The organism is Lacihabitans sp. CS3-21, assembly GCF_024343675.1.
In the GTDB taxonomy this organism is placed as follows: Bacteria; Bacteroidota; Bacteroidia; order Cytophagales; family Spirosomataceae; genus Leadbetterella.
Genome location: NZ_RJUD01000004.1, coordinates 1 through 14,498 on the forward strand (window position 1 = coordinate 1; position 14,498 = coordinate 14,498).

Annotated in this window: 11 protein-coding genes and 3 tRNA genes; 7 read left to right on the forward strand and 7 right to left on the reverse strand. The window is 34.0% G+C overall.

The features are described from left to right. Positions 1-65: 65 nt before the first annotated feature. Positions 66-138, reverse strand: a tRNA-Lys gene (locus tag EGI24_RS03620). 351 nt (positions 139-489) lie between these two features. Here EGI24_RS03620 and EGI24_RS21945 point away from each other — a divergent pair. Both EGI24_RS21945 and EGI24_RS03625 read left to right on the forward strand, forming a co-directional pair. Next, on the forward strand, positions 490-915 hold the full coding sequence (locus EGI24_RS21945; RefSeq protein WP_409035468.1) for an SH3 domain-containing protein: 426 nt from the start codon (positions 490-492) through the stop codon (positions 913-915). A 76-nt stretch (positions 916-991) separates the two neighbouring features. Continuing rightward, positions 992-1,075, forward strand: a tRNA-Leu gene (locus EGI24_RS03625). A 48-nt stretch (positions 1,076-1,123) separates the two neighbouring features. Here EGI24_RS03625 and EGI24_RS03630 read toward each other — a convergent pair. Then, positions 1,124-2,632 (reverse strand): DUF5723 family protein, encoded by a 1,509-nt coding sequence (locus EGI24_RS03630; RefSeq protein ID WP_255046957.1) that lies wholly within the window; start codon positions 2,630-2,632, stop codon positions 1,124-1,126. 110 nt (positions 2,633-2,742) lie between these two features. On the opposite strand from EGI24_RS03630, the gene EGI24_RS03635 reads away from it, so the two are divergent. From EGI24_RS03635 to EGI24_RS03645, 3 genes are all read left to right on the forward strand, one after another. Continuing rightward, entirely contained in the window at positions 2,743-4,176 is a 1,434-nt protein-coding gene (locus EGI24_RS03635) for a circularly permuted type 2 ATP-grasp protein (RefSeq protein WP_255046958.1), read from the forward strand. A gap of 53 nt (positions 4,177-4,229) precedes the next feature. Then, positions 4,230-4,793 (forward strand): DUF6580 family putative transport protein, encoded by a 564-nt coding sequence (locus tag EGI24_RS03640; protein WP_255046959.1) that lies wholly within the window; start codon positions 4,230-4,232, stop codon positions 4,791-4,793. A gap of 67 nt (positions 4,794-4,860) precedes the next feature. Further along, complete coding sequence (locus EGI24_RS03645) at positions 4,861-5,154, forward strand: DUF4286 family protein (protein ID WP_255046960.1); 294 nt, start codon at positions 4,861-4,863, stop codon at positions 5,152-5,154. Here EGI24_RS03645 and EGI24_RS03650 read toward each other — a convergent pair. Then, positions 5,151-6,905 carry a putative porin gene (locus EGI24_RS03650; protein WP_255046961.1) on the reverse strand — a complete coding sequence of 585 codons (1,755 nt, stop codon included), beginning with the start codon at positions 6,903-6,905 and terminating at the stop codon, positions 5,151-5,153. The two genes, EGI24_RS03645 and EGI24_RS03650, sit on opposite strands and share 4 nt — an antisense overlap. A 148-nt stretch (positions 6,906-7,053) precedes the next feature. Further along, positions 7,054-8,076, reverse strand: a complete 1,023-nt coding sequence (gene lpxK / locus EGI24_RS03655; protein ID WP_255046962.1) for a tetraacyldisaccharide 4'-kinase — start codon at positions 8,074-8,076, stop codon at positions 7,054-7,056. Positions 8,077-8,078: 2 nt separating this feature from the next. On the opposite strand from lpxK, the gene EGI24_RS03660 reads away from it, so the two are divergent. Continuing rightward, the gene (locus EGI24_RS03660; RefSeq protein ID WP_255046963.1) at positions 8,079-9,146 is read left to right on the forward strand and encodes an o-succinylbenzoate synthase; all 1,068 of its coding nucleotides are present in this window, start codon (positions 8,079-8,081) and stop codon (positions 9,144-9,146) included. On the opposite strand, the gene hemF is transcribed toward EGI24_RS03660, so the two are convergent. After that, positions 9,133-10,044 carry an oxygen-dependent coproporphyrinogen oxidase gene (hemF, locus tag EGI24_RS03665; protein WP_255047184.1) on the reverse strand — a complete coding sequence of 304 codons (912 nt, stop codon included), beginning with the start codon at positions 10,042-10,044 and terminating at the stop codon, positions 9,133-9,135. The two genes, EGI24_RS03660 and hemF, sit on opposite strands and share 14 nt — an antisense overlap. An 89-nt stretch (positions 10,045-10,133) precedes the next feature. On the opposite strand from hemF, the gene hisC reads away from it, so the two are divergent. Next, positions 10,134-11,180 (forward strand): histidinol-phosphate transaminase, encoded by a 1,047-nt coding sequence (gene hisC / locus EGI24_RS03670; RefSeq protein WP_255046964.1) that lies wholly within the window; start codon positions 10,134-10,136, stop codon positions 11,178-11,180. A gap of 60 nt (positions 11,181-11,240) precedes the next feature. On the opposite strand, the gene EGI24_RS03675 is transcribed toward hisC, so the two are convergent. Continuing rightward, positions 11,241-11,314 (reverse strand) — tRNA-Ala (locus EGI24_RS03675). A 45-nt stretch (positions 11,315-11,359) separates the two neighbouring features. Continuing rightward, entirely contained in the window at positions 11,360-14,479 is a 3,120-nt protein-coding gene (locus EGI24_RS03680) for a tolB protein precursor (RefSeq protein WP_255046965.1), read from the reverse strand. Positions 14,480-14,498: the final 19 nt, after the last annotated feature.

The window sequence follows — 14,498 nt, forward strand, 5'->3', positions numbered from 1 at the left end:
AATCGGATGAATAACAAATTGAGTTTTGGAGAAATAAAAAAAGCGATGAATTTTTCATCGCTTTGTGATCCCGCTGGGATTCGAACCCAGGACCCATACATTAAAAGTGTATTGCTCTACCAGCTGAGCTACGGAATCAAGACCTTGTCTCAAATGAGGATGCAAAATTATGAAATTAACCCAACAATGCCAAGACTCTTTTTAAAATTATTATTATTCTTTTTGCTATTTTTCTTTCAAATCGCTGATTCTAAGGCACAAAATGATGTTGCTAAAAAAGCAGATTCTTTATTTAGTGCAAAAAAATATTCGGAAGCTGCAAATATTTATGAACTCATTTTTAAAGATAATCAAGTAAACAAGCCAAATATTTCTCTTAAGCTGGCATATATTTACGAAAGTTTGGGAGATTTTCCGAAAGCTATCTACTATTTGAACAACTATTATAATCTAAATCCGGACGATGAGGTGTTTGAAAAAATGAATAAAATGGCTTTGGAGAACAAGTTTACCGGTTTTGAAAGAAGTGACTTGAATTTTATTTTGGTTTTATACCAGCAGTTTTACATTTTTATTCTTTATTCAGTTATTCTGATTGGAATATTTATTCTTATTATCCTATTCCGAAAAAAAATATACAATAAAAAAATTCTACGGAGACATCTTATTTTGGTGGGTTTGTTTATCGTGTTTCTGTTGGTCTTTATTAATGTACCAAATACTTACCAATCGGCCATTATAAATAAGAGTACCTATTTTAGAGAATATCCATCTTCTGGATCACCGATAATAGGTTCCATAGAAAAAGGAAACAAAATCAATATTTTTGGACAAGAAGATATATGGCTTAAAGTCTTGTGGAATAGAAAGATAGTGTATATCCATAAAAATGATACGTGGATTTTGAATGGATAGGCTCATTAAAAAGTTTATTTTTTTTATGTTTGTAGTTTTTTAATTAAGCATTAATACATATTTTTGCGGCTGTATTGGCGAGGTGGTGGAATTGGTAGACACGCTACTTTGAGGTGGTAGTGAGCGAAAGCTTGTGAGAGTTCGAATCTCTTCTTCGTCACTTTAACATATTGATAGGCAGATAATTGAGAAATTGTCTGCTATTTTTTTATCGTCTTCTGAATTTCTTCTTCCGATAGGATTGCGGGTTTGCCACCACAAAACACTTTAATGGACTACCGGGAAGACTGTGATAAATAGGAATAAAAGCCCCTGCGTAAACCGAAACACCGCGAGGATTGAAGGTATTCAACCAACCCGTAATATTATCTGAGCCAAAATAAAATCCATAATACCGGAAAGCGGCTCCAATATTCAAGTTCTTATAATTGTTTTCAATACCAATAGGAACTGCTATTTCTAAGCTTTTTTTCTCGTATCGTGGTGTTATGGATACTCCGGAATAATTGATAACCCCTCGCCTATTAGAATTCAACAAGGATTGCCTCCAGTTTAAGTTGATGTAGATATTTTCTTTCAGATTATAATCAAAGGTGAATACACTCGTAGCAGGCATTAAAATTATGAAAGAATTGCTGTTGGCACTGGCTGTTCCAAATATTGAATTTGTAGTGGCAATAACAGGCTCAAATCCACCAAATTTTTGATAAGTCTGAGGAAGAATTACATCATTAGAGCTGAATAATGCATTGGTTTCAACGCCATTACTGAATTTGATAAACCCTACATCTATAAGTGAAAAACCAATTTTGTAAAGATATTTGTTTTGAGTAGGATTGGTAAATTGCTTTCTATTGTTGTTTCTAGTATAGGTTTGAAAATCAGGACGATATTCATAAATTATTCCCAAATCACCTCCAAATCCCTTACCAATACCTGTCAATTCGATCATTTGACCAGTGAAATTTGAAGTTTGCAGAGAATTAAAACCCGAGGCATCAGTAAGCGTAGCTTGGGCATTTTTAATATCTATATCTTGCCTTAAATTGTCGTTTAGGTTCGGTACTATCGTAAAATCAAAGTTTTTTGATCCTATGTGATTGTACATACTAGATACGTAATATTTACCCGTTGCTCCTATTTTAATGAATTTTGATTCTTCTTCTACAATTACTTTTCCAATAGACCCGTAAAACTCATTTAAAAAGCTGGAATTCAAATAGCCATGTTCGTTCACATAAGTATTTCCTATCAATTCGGTTGATTTTGTGCCTTTGATAATGGTTTTACCTATTTCATCAGACGCTTGGGTGAGCGAATTCATGAATCGATATCGCACGCCAACGGCTACTCCCAACCCCCATTTCTTTATATCTACCCCAAGGGCAGGCCCTTTGGCTTCACCGTTGGCATATAATGACAAATCTCTACCAGACTCTGAGACTTTTAAATAACTGGGCTTCCATATAACTTTTGAACCATCGGCATTTCGGAATTTGTTAGGCGTAGTTTGTGTAACAAAACTTAACAATGAAAACGGAGCATTCCACCTTACATAATTATTTTGAAAATCGATACCAGCTCCTGCCAAGTTTATAAAAATACGCTGACGAGTATCTACCACGTTTGCAGGGTTTGTTGCAAGGCTATTGGTTCCTGAATAGTTACTACCAGCTATTCCCAAAAAATTTTGAGAAAAAACGTTGTGGCTTAACAAAACGAAAAAGTAAATTTTGTACTTTAAGGGCATCAATGCTTATATGACAATTTTTTTTACAAAAATATCACTATTTGTATAGTTTATAACCATATTATACCAAAGAAAAAATGAACAGTAATTTTAGTAACTATCAAACCAACCAATTTTATGATGAGTTGATTGGCACTTCAAACCTTCCACATAAAGGAATTGAAATGGTTTATGACTATTTTAATGACCTGAGTATTGATGAACTGAAATCAAGGCAAAGAAATCTTGAGACCGCCATGATAAACATGGGTATAACTTTTAATGTGTACTCAGAAGAAGGCGGAACTGAGAGGATTATTCCCATAGACATTATACCGAGAATAATAAAAGCCAAAGAATGGAGTAGGCTTGAAAAAGGACTAAAGCAAAGAATTTTTGCTCTCAATGAATTCTTGAAAGATATTTATTCGGATCAAAAAATACTAAAAGATAAAGTAATCCCTTCAGATGTAATTTTCAGTAGCAAAGGTTTTATTAAGGAATGCATGGATATTAAGCCCTTGAAAGATATCTTTATTCACATCACAGGTACTGATTTGATTAGAAATCACAAGGGTGAATTTGTGATATTAGAGGATAATTTAAGGTGCCCTTCAGGCGTGTCTTATATGCTGCAAGGTCGTGAATTGTCTAAACAAGGACTTTCAAAGCTTATTTCAAAGGCCAAAGTAAGATCTATCAGCGAATACACAGAGAAACTTTTTGAGGTGATGAAATATGTTTCTGGCAAATCTGATCCAACTATTGCTGTTCTTACGCCTGGGATTTACAATTCGGCTTATTATGAACATTCGTATTTGGCACAGCAAATGGGTGTAGAATTGGTGGATTACAGAGATTTAGTGGTGGAGAATGATGTCCTAAAAATGAGAACTACAAAAGGCTTGAAGACGGTGGATATGCTCTACCGCAGACTTGATGACGTTTTCATAGACCCGAAAGCGTTTAATCCAAATTCTTTAATTGGGATTCCTAATTTATTTAAGGCATATAAAAAAGGAAATTTGGGCTTGGCTAATGCACTAGGTACAGGAGTGGCAGACGATAAAGTGGTCTATGCCTACGTGCCAAAAATAATTAAATATTATCTGAACGAAGAGCCAATATTGTCTAATGTGGAAACTTTTCTATGCGAGGATCCCAAAAGCATGAAGTATGTACTGGAAAATATTGACCAGTTGGTAGTAAAAGAAGCCAACGAAGCGGGAGGTTATGGCATGCTAATTGGACCAAAATCTACAAGAGAAGAACAAGATATGTTTAGAGAAAGAATAAAATCAAATCCAAGAAACTATATTGCTCAGCCAACAATATCCTTATCTACTGCCCCTTGTTTAGTAGATGAAACCATCGAAGGCCGTCATGTGGATCTTCGTCCTTATATTCTATTTGGAGAAGAAATTTATGTAACTCCTGGTGGTTTAACTCGTGTAGCATTGAAAAAAGGCTCACTGGTAGTGAATTCATCACAAGGTGGTGGAAGTAAAGACACTTGGGTGTTGAAGGAATAGAAAACATTTTTATTGATAGGCTTTTTTTGTAATTTTGTCAAAAAATAATTGAAATGTCGAAATCAGAGATAAAAACCGGTCTTATAATAGGTTCATTGATAATTTTAGCGGCTCTTTCTAGGTTGGTGGATCATCCTATGAATTTTACGCCCATGACAGCTATTTTGTTGTTCAGTACTGCATACATTACTAACAAATGGTTGAAGTTGATTTTTCCTTTTGCGACCATATTGTTCACTGACATGGTTTTAGAGGCTGTAACGGGCTTCGGCTTTCATTCTGGATCATCTTTGGTTTATTTGGGATATGCACTCATTTTTGGAATAGGCTATTTGTTACTCCAAAAAGTTAATGTAGGTCGAACCATCACTGCGGTTTTTTTATCATCAACAGTGTTTTATTTATTGACCAATTTTGCATTTTTCTATCCTGAAAGTGAAGTTTCAAATCCAGCAATTGGTGCTTATCCGCATAATTTTTCAGGGGTTATTGGCTCGTATCAAGCTGGTTTGCCATTTTTTAGAAATATGCTTGTTGGAGATTTGACTTTTACTACTATCGTTTTTGGAAGTTATTATCTAATCAGAAACTTTGGTCTTAAAACTATCAATAACTGATTTTTAAAATAATTTTACTAAAAGGGTGTTTATTCAGATAAATACCCTTTTTTATTTCCGAGATACTATGTTCTTAGAAAATATTACCTTCTCTATCTCAAAAAACAGAAGCCAGGACTTCGAAAGATGGATAAAGCCTGAATTGCAGGATATTGAAATTTGGGTAGAAACCATTCATACCTATAAACTTTTGACTGAAATAGACCCTCAAAGTTGTAACTACTCCATTCAGTTTTCTTTTGTCTCAAAAGAGCAACATGAGATTTTTAAACAATTGCATTTCGATACTTTACTGGCAAAGACACAGATTAATTTTGAGGGGGAAGTGTTGTATTTCAATACACTGCTCCAAAGGTTTTAATCAAAAATTGGCCAATCTACTTTAAACATGAAAGCCCTAGGAGTGGCCAAATAGTATGGGGATGTATAAAATCCCTGGAACCGAAGTCCCTGGTTGGCGTGGCCAAGTTTGAAAGCCAACCGAACTTTGTTTACCTGAAAAGACATGTAGGGATCTACAGTAGCCACACCCCAAACCTGAAAATCGTCTTGCAGGTAAAACTGATTTAAGAGCGGAGAATAAGCATCTGCAGTATACCTTGACTTAAAAAAGACATCAGATCCCACAAAAATCTTCAATACTTTAGCATAAGTGAAATTGAACTCAATATTTGTAAAATTTATCAATGTGGGCAACTTATAAATGTCTTTTGCATTGTGAATATTTACAATAAACTGATTACTCGCTCTAAATTTTGGCTTGTTGATACCCACATTCAAGATGAGATTCGTAATATTTATAATAGAATCAGTCTGTATAGGTTTGAGTTTTTGATTTAAATAAACATAGTTACCTAATAAGGTATTGCCCACCTCTGGTTTAAAGCTCAAGGATTTGTATTTCAAACCATATCCAGCTTTTAGGTGTGTTGTAGATAAACCCTTAAATGAATTATTCCAGCTTATTATACCGTTGTCATAGTTATCAAAAAATAAACCAACTGGAATTACAGATTGATAAAATGTGCCTTCTAAACCTTTAAATGACAATTTCGAATTCAGTAAAAAGTTTTTTAAGCTTGCTGAAAATTCAGCATCAGCATTAAGAAAATTTGAGGAGTCTTTGAAATAATATCCCAATGAACCACCCAAGAATGTTTCGCTTTTTAGGTTGGTTTTAAACTTTTCAGAAAATTTATTATCTAATCTATAAAATCGTTGCCTGGCATGGAGTAAATAATTGAATCCTTTAAAGCGACCTTTAAATCCTACTTTATTTGACAAAACACTGAAGGAAAAGTTTTGAATTAGCGAATCATTATCTAAAACAATGGGTTCAATGTTATAACTAAATTGCGTAGAATTGGTCGCAAATTGTGGATCGACAAAGATGTGTTTTTGATGCTCGTAATCTAATACATGAAAAACCTGAAAACCGTTTTTCAATACAAATTGTTGATAGGTATGTAGGTTATTCCATCTTTCGGTGTTGTAGACTCCGTCTGTAAATTGCGAATCATAAAATCTTCTGTAATTACTTTTCAAATCCTTGATATCAATCGATAGATTCTCTTTTATAAGAATCCCTCCTTGCTCTTTCTGGTTATGATTAAAATGATAAAACGTGCCCAAAAAAGTGTATTTCTTGTTTTTCGAACTGTAGTTTGTCGAAATATCATAACTCCAGTGATCGATTAATTTTTCTTCCGCATTGGTTGCGTCTATTTGTTTTGAAGAATTATACTTAGAAACATTTAATGTAAAGTTTAGCCTTGGGTTTATGTTTTGGCTGTGTGTGAAATCCAGCCTTATGTGCCCATTAGAGCCTTGCATGTAAGACAAATTTGTATAAGGAGAACGTGTGTTATAGTATCTGAAATTAGCCACATTAGGAGCGTACAAACTAAAAGTATTCAGACCAAGTTTGGTGGATGCGTCAGAAAATTCTTCAAAAAGTATTGATTTGGATGCCGTTCCGATATTTCCTAAATCCTGATACAGCCAATTTTTTTCAACTAAAATGTCAGATTTGTAGAACCTTTCAAGTGTTGTATCAGGGTTGTATTCAGTATTGAAGTTTCTTAAAATATCCTTTTCCAGTCTGAATTTCACGCTTTTTGGGCCATAAACCTGTTTCGTAGAATCGTCGAGGATTTGGGCATAGGTTAGATGAACGAATAAAGAAAAGAAGACCGCTAATGTGAAAAACCGCATATTGTATTGGAAACAGATTCAAAATACAAATAACGTCATTTTCTGTTTAATTGATAAAACCTAGTTGCTCAAAAATCTCTTTTTTAAGCTCTATTTCGTTAATAATGCTTATTTTTTGCTCAGAAATATAGAAACTAGGCAAGAATTCAGGATATAGCAAAGGTTTAATTTTAACAAAATCTTTTGCAGTACAAACAAAATTTGATTTGGGAAAAAGGCTCAAAATTTCTGTAATTTCTTCTTTTGTAAATTCATGATGGTCTTTGTATTTAAAATGCTTGTCTATTTCAAAATTCTGCTCAATACCGGCTTTAAACCCTAAATTATTCGCAAGTCCAGATATTAATACAATTTTTGAATTTTTTGTCAAAATTGCATTTTCTATGTTTGAGGGTGGTAAAGATTGAAAAACTGCAAAATATATTGGCGTGTCTTTTTTAGTAAATTTCTTAATTTTATCGGTCAATAAGCGTCTTTCAATTTCTGAAATGTGACTGGGACATTTGGTTACGATAATAATATCCGCCCTTTTGGCACCACTTTTAGATTCTCTTAACAAACCTGTGGGCAAAAGAAAATCCTCGAAAAATGGCCTAGAATAATCAGATAAAAGAATATTTATTTTGGGCTTTAAGTACCTATGCTGAAAAACATCATCAAATAAAATAATATCCAAATTTGGTTGGATCAACAAAGCTTTTTTAAAACCTTCTACCCTATCTTCGGAAACAAAAAAACTTGTGTCTATGTTTTTAGAATATAACATAAATGGCTCATCTCCAACGTCTTTTGATGTGGATTTTGAGTTTATTTGTAGAAAACCTTGTGTTTTTCTACCATATCCCCTGCTAATAATTCCTATTTTATTTTTTGGAAATATTGAAATTAAATAATCAATTATCGGAGTTTTTCCCGTTCCACCTACCGTAAGATTTCCAACTCCAATGGTCGCAATATTTGGCTCAAAAGTCCTCAAAACCTTAAGTTCAAACAAAAGATTCCTTAAACTTGTAATACCTTTGTAGATAAGCGAAAAAGGAAACAATAAATACTTTAAAAACTGTATCATAAATGGCTTTGAAGGCTCAATATTACAAACATACATTAAATTTTAGATTTGAAGCGGGTACTTCTCGTGGAGTTTTGAAAAAAAAAGATTCGTATTTTTTGAAACTTTTTGATGAAACACAACCAGAAATTTTCGGATTGGGAGAAGCTGGGCCTTTGGAAGGTTTAAGTTTAGATTTTGGAATATTAGCTGAAAATAAACTAAAGGATATCGTAAGTTCCATAAATATAGGTAATTATCATTCAAAAGAAGGTTTAAAAACTACCCTAAATAACTATCCGAGTGTATTGTTTGCTATAGAGACAGCCTTATTTGACCTAGAAAATGGAGGAAAGCGTCAGATTTATAATAATTCATTTTTTAATGATTCTGATAAAATAAATATCAATGGCCTTGTTTGGATGGGCAATAAAGATTTTATGAAATCTCAGATTATTGAAAAACTGGAATCTGGCTATGATACCATAAAACTAAAAATTGGTGCTATTGATTTTCAGGAAGAAATTGAACTTTTGAGATTCATAAGAAAACAATTCTCTTCTGCTGAAATTTGCTTGAGAGTAGATGCAAACGGGGCTTTCTCATCTCAAAATGCCTTAGAGAAATTGAATATTCTATCGGAATTTGAAATTCACAGCATCGAACAACCCATCAATGTAAACCAATGGGACGAAATGGCAGTTTTATGCCAAAAAACGCCCGTTCCAATTGCTTTGGATGAAGAATTAATTATAAATTCCGAAAATAAGGAAGAATTATTGAAACATATTCAGCCACAATTTATCATTCTAAAACCTAGTTTGATGGGTGGTTTGGCAGGTTCTAGGGACTGGATAAGTAAAGCTGAAAGTCTGGGAATTAAATGGTGGATTACTTCTGCATTAGAATCAAACATTGGTCTTAATGCAATTTGCCAGTTTGCTAGAGAATTTGAAAACCCTATGCCCCAAGGTTTGGGACCCGGAAAGTTGTATGATAATAATTTCGAATCACCACTTACTATAGAGTCTGGCAAAATATATTACAAAAAGGACCAAGAATGGGATCTTAAAATTTTTAGATCCAATTAGTCCCTTTTACAAGCAAATTTTGTGTTTCAGCCTCTTTTGAGCCTGCTTTTACGTCAAAATTATAATCCCAGTCTGCGTGTGGTGGTAGACTCATGAGTATGGACTCTGTACGACCATTGGTTTCTAGTCCAAATTTGGTTCCTCTGTCCCAAACTAAGTTAAACTCTGCATACCGACCTCTCCTTATAAGTTGCCATTTTTTTTCTTCAGAGGTATATGCTTTGGAATAATTGGCGTGCATCAAGTCTGTATAAATCGGAGCAAAAGATTCTGCTATTGATTTAGTAAATGAAAAAAGTTCGCTTTTACTGTGAATAGTATTTGTTTGAGGAATTACAAGGTCAGGTTTTAGGTAATCATAAAAAATCCCTCCAATACCTCTAGTTTCTTTTCGGTGTTGAATGAAAAAATAGTCATCCGCCCAATTCTTGAAATTTGGATAAAATTTTTCATCATGTTTGTCACAAGAAGCCTTTAATTTTTCGTGAAAACCTTTGGCCTGTTTTAAGTCCACATAGTGAGGGGTAAGGTCTATTCCTCCTCCAAACCAAGATTGGCCATCAGAAAGCTCGAAATACCTTACATTCATATGTATGATAGGAACAAAAGGGTTTTCTGGATGCATCACAATGGAAACCCCAGTAGCAAAGAAATTAAGATTTTCTTTTACTTTCAACATGGTTTTTAAGGAAGTAGAAAGCTCTCCCTGAACGGCAGAAAAGTTAACACCGCCTTTTTCAATAATTCTTCCCTTACTTAGCACGCGAGTTCTGCCACCACCACCTGTTTGATGTTGCCAATTGTCTTCTTTAAAGCGGCCTTTATCATCGGTAATTTCAATACTTTTACAAATATTGTCTTGTAGATTTTTAAGGTATTCAGTTATTTCCTCTCGCATAAATTTATTGTTGGGGAAGTAAAAATATATTATTCCGTCTATATTCCTATAGGTTTTCATTAAATTTGTATCTCATTTTTTATATTTATATGGATTTCAAACAGTTAATTCGACCACATATTTTAAAACTTCAACCTTACGCCTCAGCCAGAGACGAATATTCAGGAAAAGAGGGTACTTTTTTGGATGCAAACGAAAATCCATTTTCTTCAGTAACTGGTGAAAATTTCAACCGTTACCCAGATCCTTATCAATGGGAATTGAAGCATAAATTGTCAGTTTTGAAAGAGATTTCTCCTGAGTCTATTTTTCTTGGAAATGGCTCTGATGAACCCATTGATTTATTGATAAAGGCGGTTTGCGAACCTTTGCAAAATAACATTGTGATCATGCCTCCAACTTATGGAATGTACAAGGTTTGTGCAGATATTCAACAAGTGCAAGTTCAGCAGGCTCCGCTTTCTGAGGATTTTGACATCGATTTAGACAATGTTTTTGATGCGGTAAATGCCGCTACTAAAATGATTTGGGTATGTTCTCCAAACAATCCAAGTGGTAATTTGCTCAATAGAGATTCTATTTATCAGATTTTAAAGGCATTTCCAGAAAAATTGGTCGTGGTAGATGAGGCATATATCGATTTTTCGGATAGTGTTTCGTTCATCTCAGAACTTGGAAATTTCGAAAATCTTGTAGTTTTACAAACCTTTTCAAAAGCCTGGGGAATGGCGGGCTTAAGATTAGGTGTAGCATACTGTAATCCATTCATTATCAAAATATTGAATAAAATAAAATATCCATATAATTTAAATATTCTTAGCCAGCAAAAACTTTCAGAGGCATTGGATAAAGTGAAAGAAAAGAATGTTTTCGTTAAAGAAATTAATGAATTAAAAAAGAAATTAGCAGATGATTTAATGCAAATTCCTTCTTTAGTTAAGATATATCCTTCAGATTCTAATATGCTTTTGGTGAAGTTTAAGGAAGCAAAAAAACTTTTTAATTATCTATTAGATCAAAAAGTGATAGTAAGAGATAGATCCAATGTGGTTTTATGTGAAGATTGCTTGCGATTGTCTATTGGAACTGAAGCTGAAAACGAAATATTAATAAAGGCTATTAAAAGTTTTGTTTAGAATCTCCAAACAGTATAAAAAAATAAAACCTTGGAGGATTTTCCTTCAAGGTTTTTTTAGTGGAGAAGATGGGGCTCGAACCCACGACCTCTTGACTGCCAGTCAAGCACTCTAGCCAACTGAGCTACATCCCCGTTTCGGTCACAAATATATATGTCAGTATTCATACTACAAAACTTTTACCATCCAGGAACCATAAAATTAAATCCTGTTATAACCGGCTGCTTTTGTCCGTTATATATCGGGACCGCCAAGTATGGCTCTACAACCAAGTAGCCTAATACATTGACCCTTAGACTTAAACCCGTAGTAAATATAGGTGAAGTCTTAAATGTAATGGTATTGTTTCCAAAAGATTCAAAGTGATAAGATTGACCTATTTTTTTTTGTTTTGACCAAACAAGACCACCATCAAAAAATAAGTTTAGGTCTGACGGAATATAGTCAAAAGGTATTAAGGCAAGTTTTTTAGGCCCTGTAAAGGGGATTCTAAGCTCAAAGTTGGCTACCGCCATTTGTTCACCTTGGAGATTTTGTTGCGTAATGTAGCCTTGCTGTTTGGAGAGAGCGTTGCCCCAGAAACCATGCATATACCATGGAAAGCCAATATACAGTGGATTAATTTGGTTTAACAACTCAATATTTTTAGGATTTAGTCGGCCTTCGTACATAAATCTTCCCGCTAATGTAAGGGGCTTGAAATACTTATATTTTCTAAAATCCATTAATACTGAGTTGTAGCTCGCTGTACCTAAATATTTGGCCAATTCAACTCTAAATCGATAACCATTCAAAGGAGCCACAGTGCCAAATGTGGTATTATCACCCACAAAAGCCGTGTAAAACTGAGCCAAATTAAAGTTGTTAAATCCCAACTCTTTTGCATTTAGTTTTTTGTCGCGTTCCCTTGAAAAAGAGGTAAAATCATAAATATTTCCGTCTGTACCCAACCCAATTTGGCCACGCTGATTCGTTTCAGTAATATTATAAGTAAACCAATTTCTGGAAACACCGAATTCTAATCTGGAACTTTTACTGAATGGCTTAATTACAAAACCTGAAATTTGGTCAACTAAAAGTCTGTAATTTCTTATTTGCACATCAGCTTCATAGTAATCTAATCCGTTTGAGCGACCCACCGAATTTATAATTTGATAGGGTATACTATCATTTCCGAAAAATCTGTAAGGAATATGAGAAGCCGAAAAACCAAATTGAATAGGATTTTTTTGATTAAGATAGAAAACTTGTCCACCGAAGTCCTGAATCTGTCCATTAAGAGCTACTGTTCCCATTAATTGATTATTATTGAGTATATCGCCAAATAGTGCAGTTATTCCCCCTCCCATGCCAGTTCCAAATCTTGAGGTGCTCACTCCCAAGCCAGAATTTGCCAAATAATCTAATTTGAAATTGGGTTTATATTTTTGTTCCTCAAAATTCAAATTTTCAAGGTTTTTTGCGAAAGTTGTTTTATTTAAGTTGTTATTGACAATATCTGCCCCAATCAGTATTTTACCCGGAACCAAATAACTAACATCTATATTATTTTTTGAATCAACCGTTTGATTGAGAAAGTGAGTTTCGTTGGCAATTATTATGTTGTAATCTCCTTTATTAAAATAATTATAAGCAATTTCTCCTGTTCTAGATGCAACGGAAATGGCAGGAGAATACATCGTAATTCCGCTGATTCCCGTATAATAATTGGTTAATTTAATCAGTGAATTATTGGATAGATTAATTTTGTATAGGTCCTTAAAACCGTCTGGTGAGCTAATGAAATATAAACTATTACCATCTGGTGAAATCTGAGGATTCATATTGTCTGTATCATCAAATAGTGCTAAAGTACTTGTTTTCTTTGAATTAAGATCTAAACTAGATATTCTAAAGTTTTCTTTCTCCAATTTTTGACTATTCCCACCTCTATCGCTAACAAAATAGACCTTTGAGCCATCTGTTGACCATATAGGTTGAATGTCAGAATAATCATCCTGAGTAAGATTGATAGTTTCTTTTGTTCGGAAATTAAAACTATAAATATCAGAAATCCCTTCTTTTAAACCCGAAAACAGGACTTGTGTGCCATCTGGAGACCAAGCTGGATTTGAAAATGAATCAACCGAAGAAGGTTGATATTCTCTTTTTTCACCATTTATGATGTCAATTACCAAAAGTTTATTCTTTCCTTTGGATTGAATTACAATCGCAAATTTTCGACTATCGGGCGACCAAGTTCCGGATGTTTCGATAAAACTATAAGCGTCCACATGAGCCCCAAAAGATGTACTTTCAATCTTTCTAATTGTTTTTCCATTTGAGGCATCTGCAATAAATATATCAAGAGATATTACATTTTTTGATGAAATATAAGCCAAGTATTTCCCATCAGGACTGATAGCAGGCGAAATATTCATGTCTTCTCCCTTTTTGGAAGCACCCAATACTTTTCCCCTTACTTCAGTTTCTTTGCCTTGTTTTTGGCGATTATAATAAAGTATAAGGTCATTCTTGAATTTTGTGGAGAAACTCTCTGAGTCCATTTTAAATGACTTTATAAATGCTTTTTCTAGGCCATAAATAGCTGTTTCCTTAAATAACGGACGAATGATGTCATCACCATAATTTGCGGTAACATAAGCCCAGAAAACTTGCCCCCACCGATAAGGAAAATACTTATACTGCTTACTAACCAAATCCTTAATGCTTGGTATGTCATCATTCAAAACAGCATCTCGCATCCACATACTCGTATGAGCGTCTTTTCTGCCGATAGACATATATTCAGCGAGCCCTTCCACCATAAACAAAGGAAGATTTTGAATATTGGACAATGTAGTTGAATCGCTACCATAGGTCATGGTTTGGTATTGAAAGGCATGAACCAATTCATGGCCTAAAACATGGTCTGTTTGGCGTTTTGTAAACATCAGTGGCATAACTACCCGAGTTCTTAAGCCTTCTGTGACTCCCCCAGTTCCTTCTCCAATGTCTCCTCCAATGGTGGTTGTTTCCTGAAAATCGGGATGGGTGTTATAAAGAATTATTGGATTTGGTTTTATAAAAGCGAGCTTAAATACTTCTTGGTGAAGTTTATACCAATATTCACTGTTTTTAACAAAGTCTTTGGCTTTTTGGGTATCATCCAAATAATTATAGAGCTGAAAGTGCGTGCTTTGTAAAACTTTAAAATTATTACTTTTATTTCGAGGCTTGTTTTGCCCAAAATATTGCGATTGGCCGAATGTTTCTTGAGAAAATAATAAAATGACACCTAAAGTGAGATATTTAAGCATACACTAAATAAGATTTACT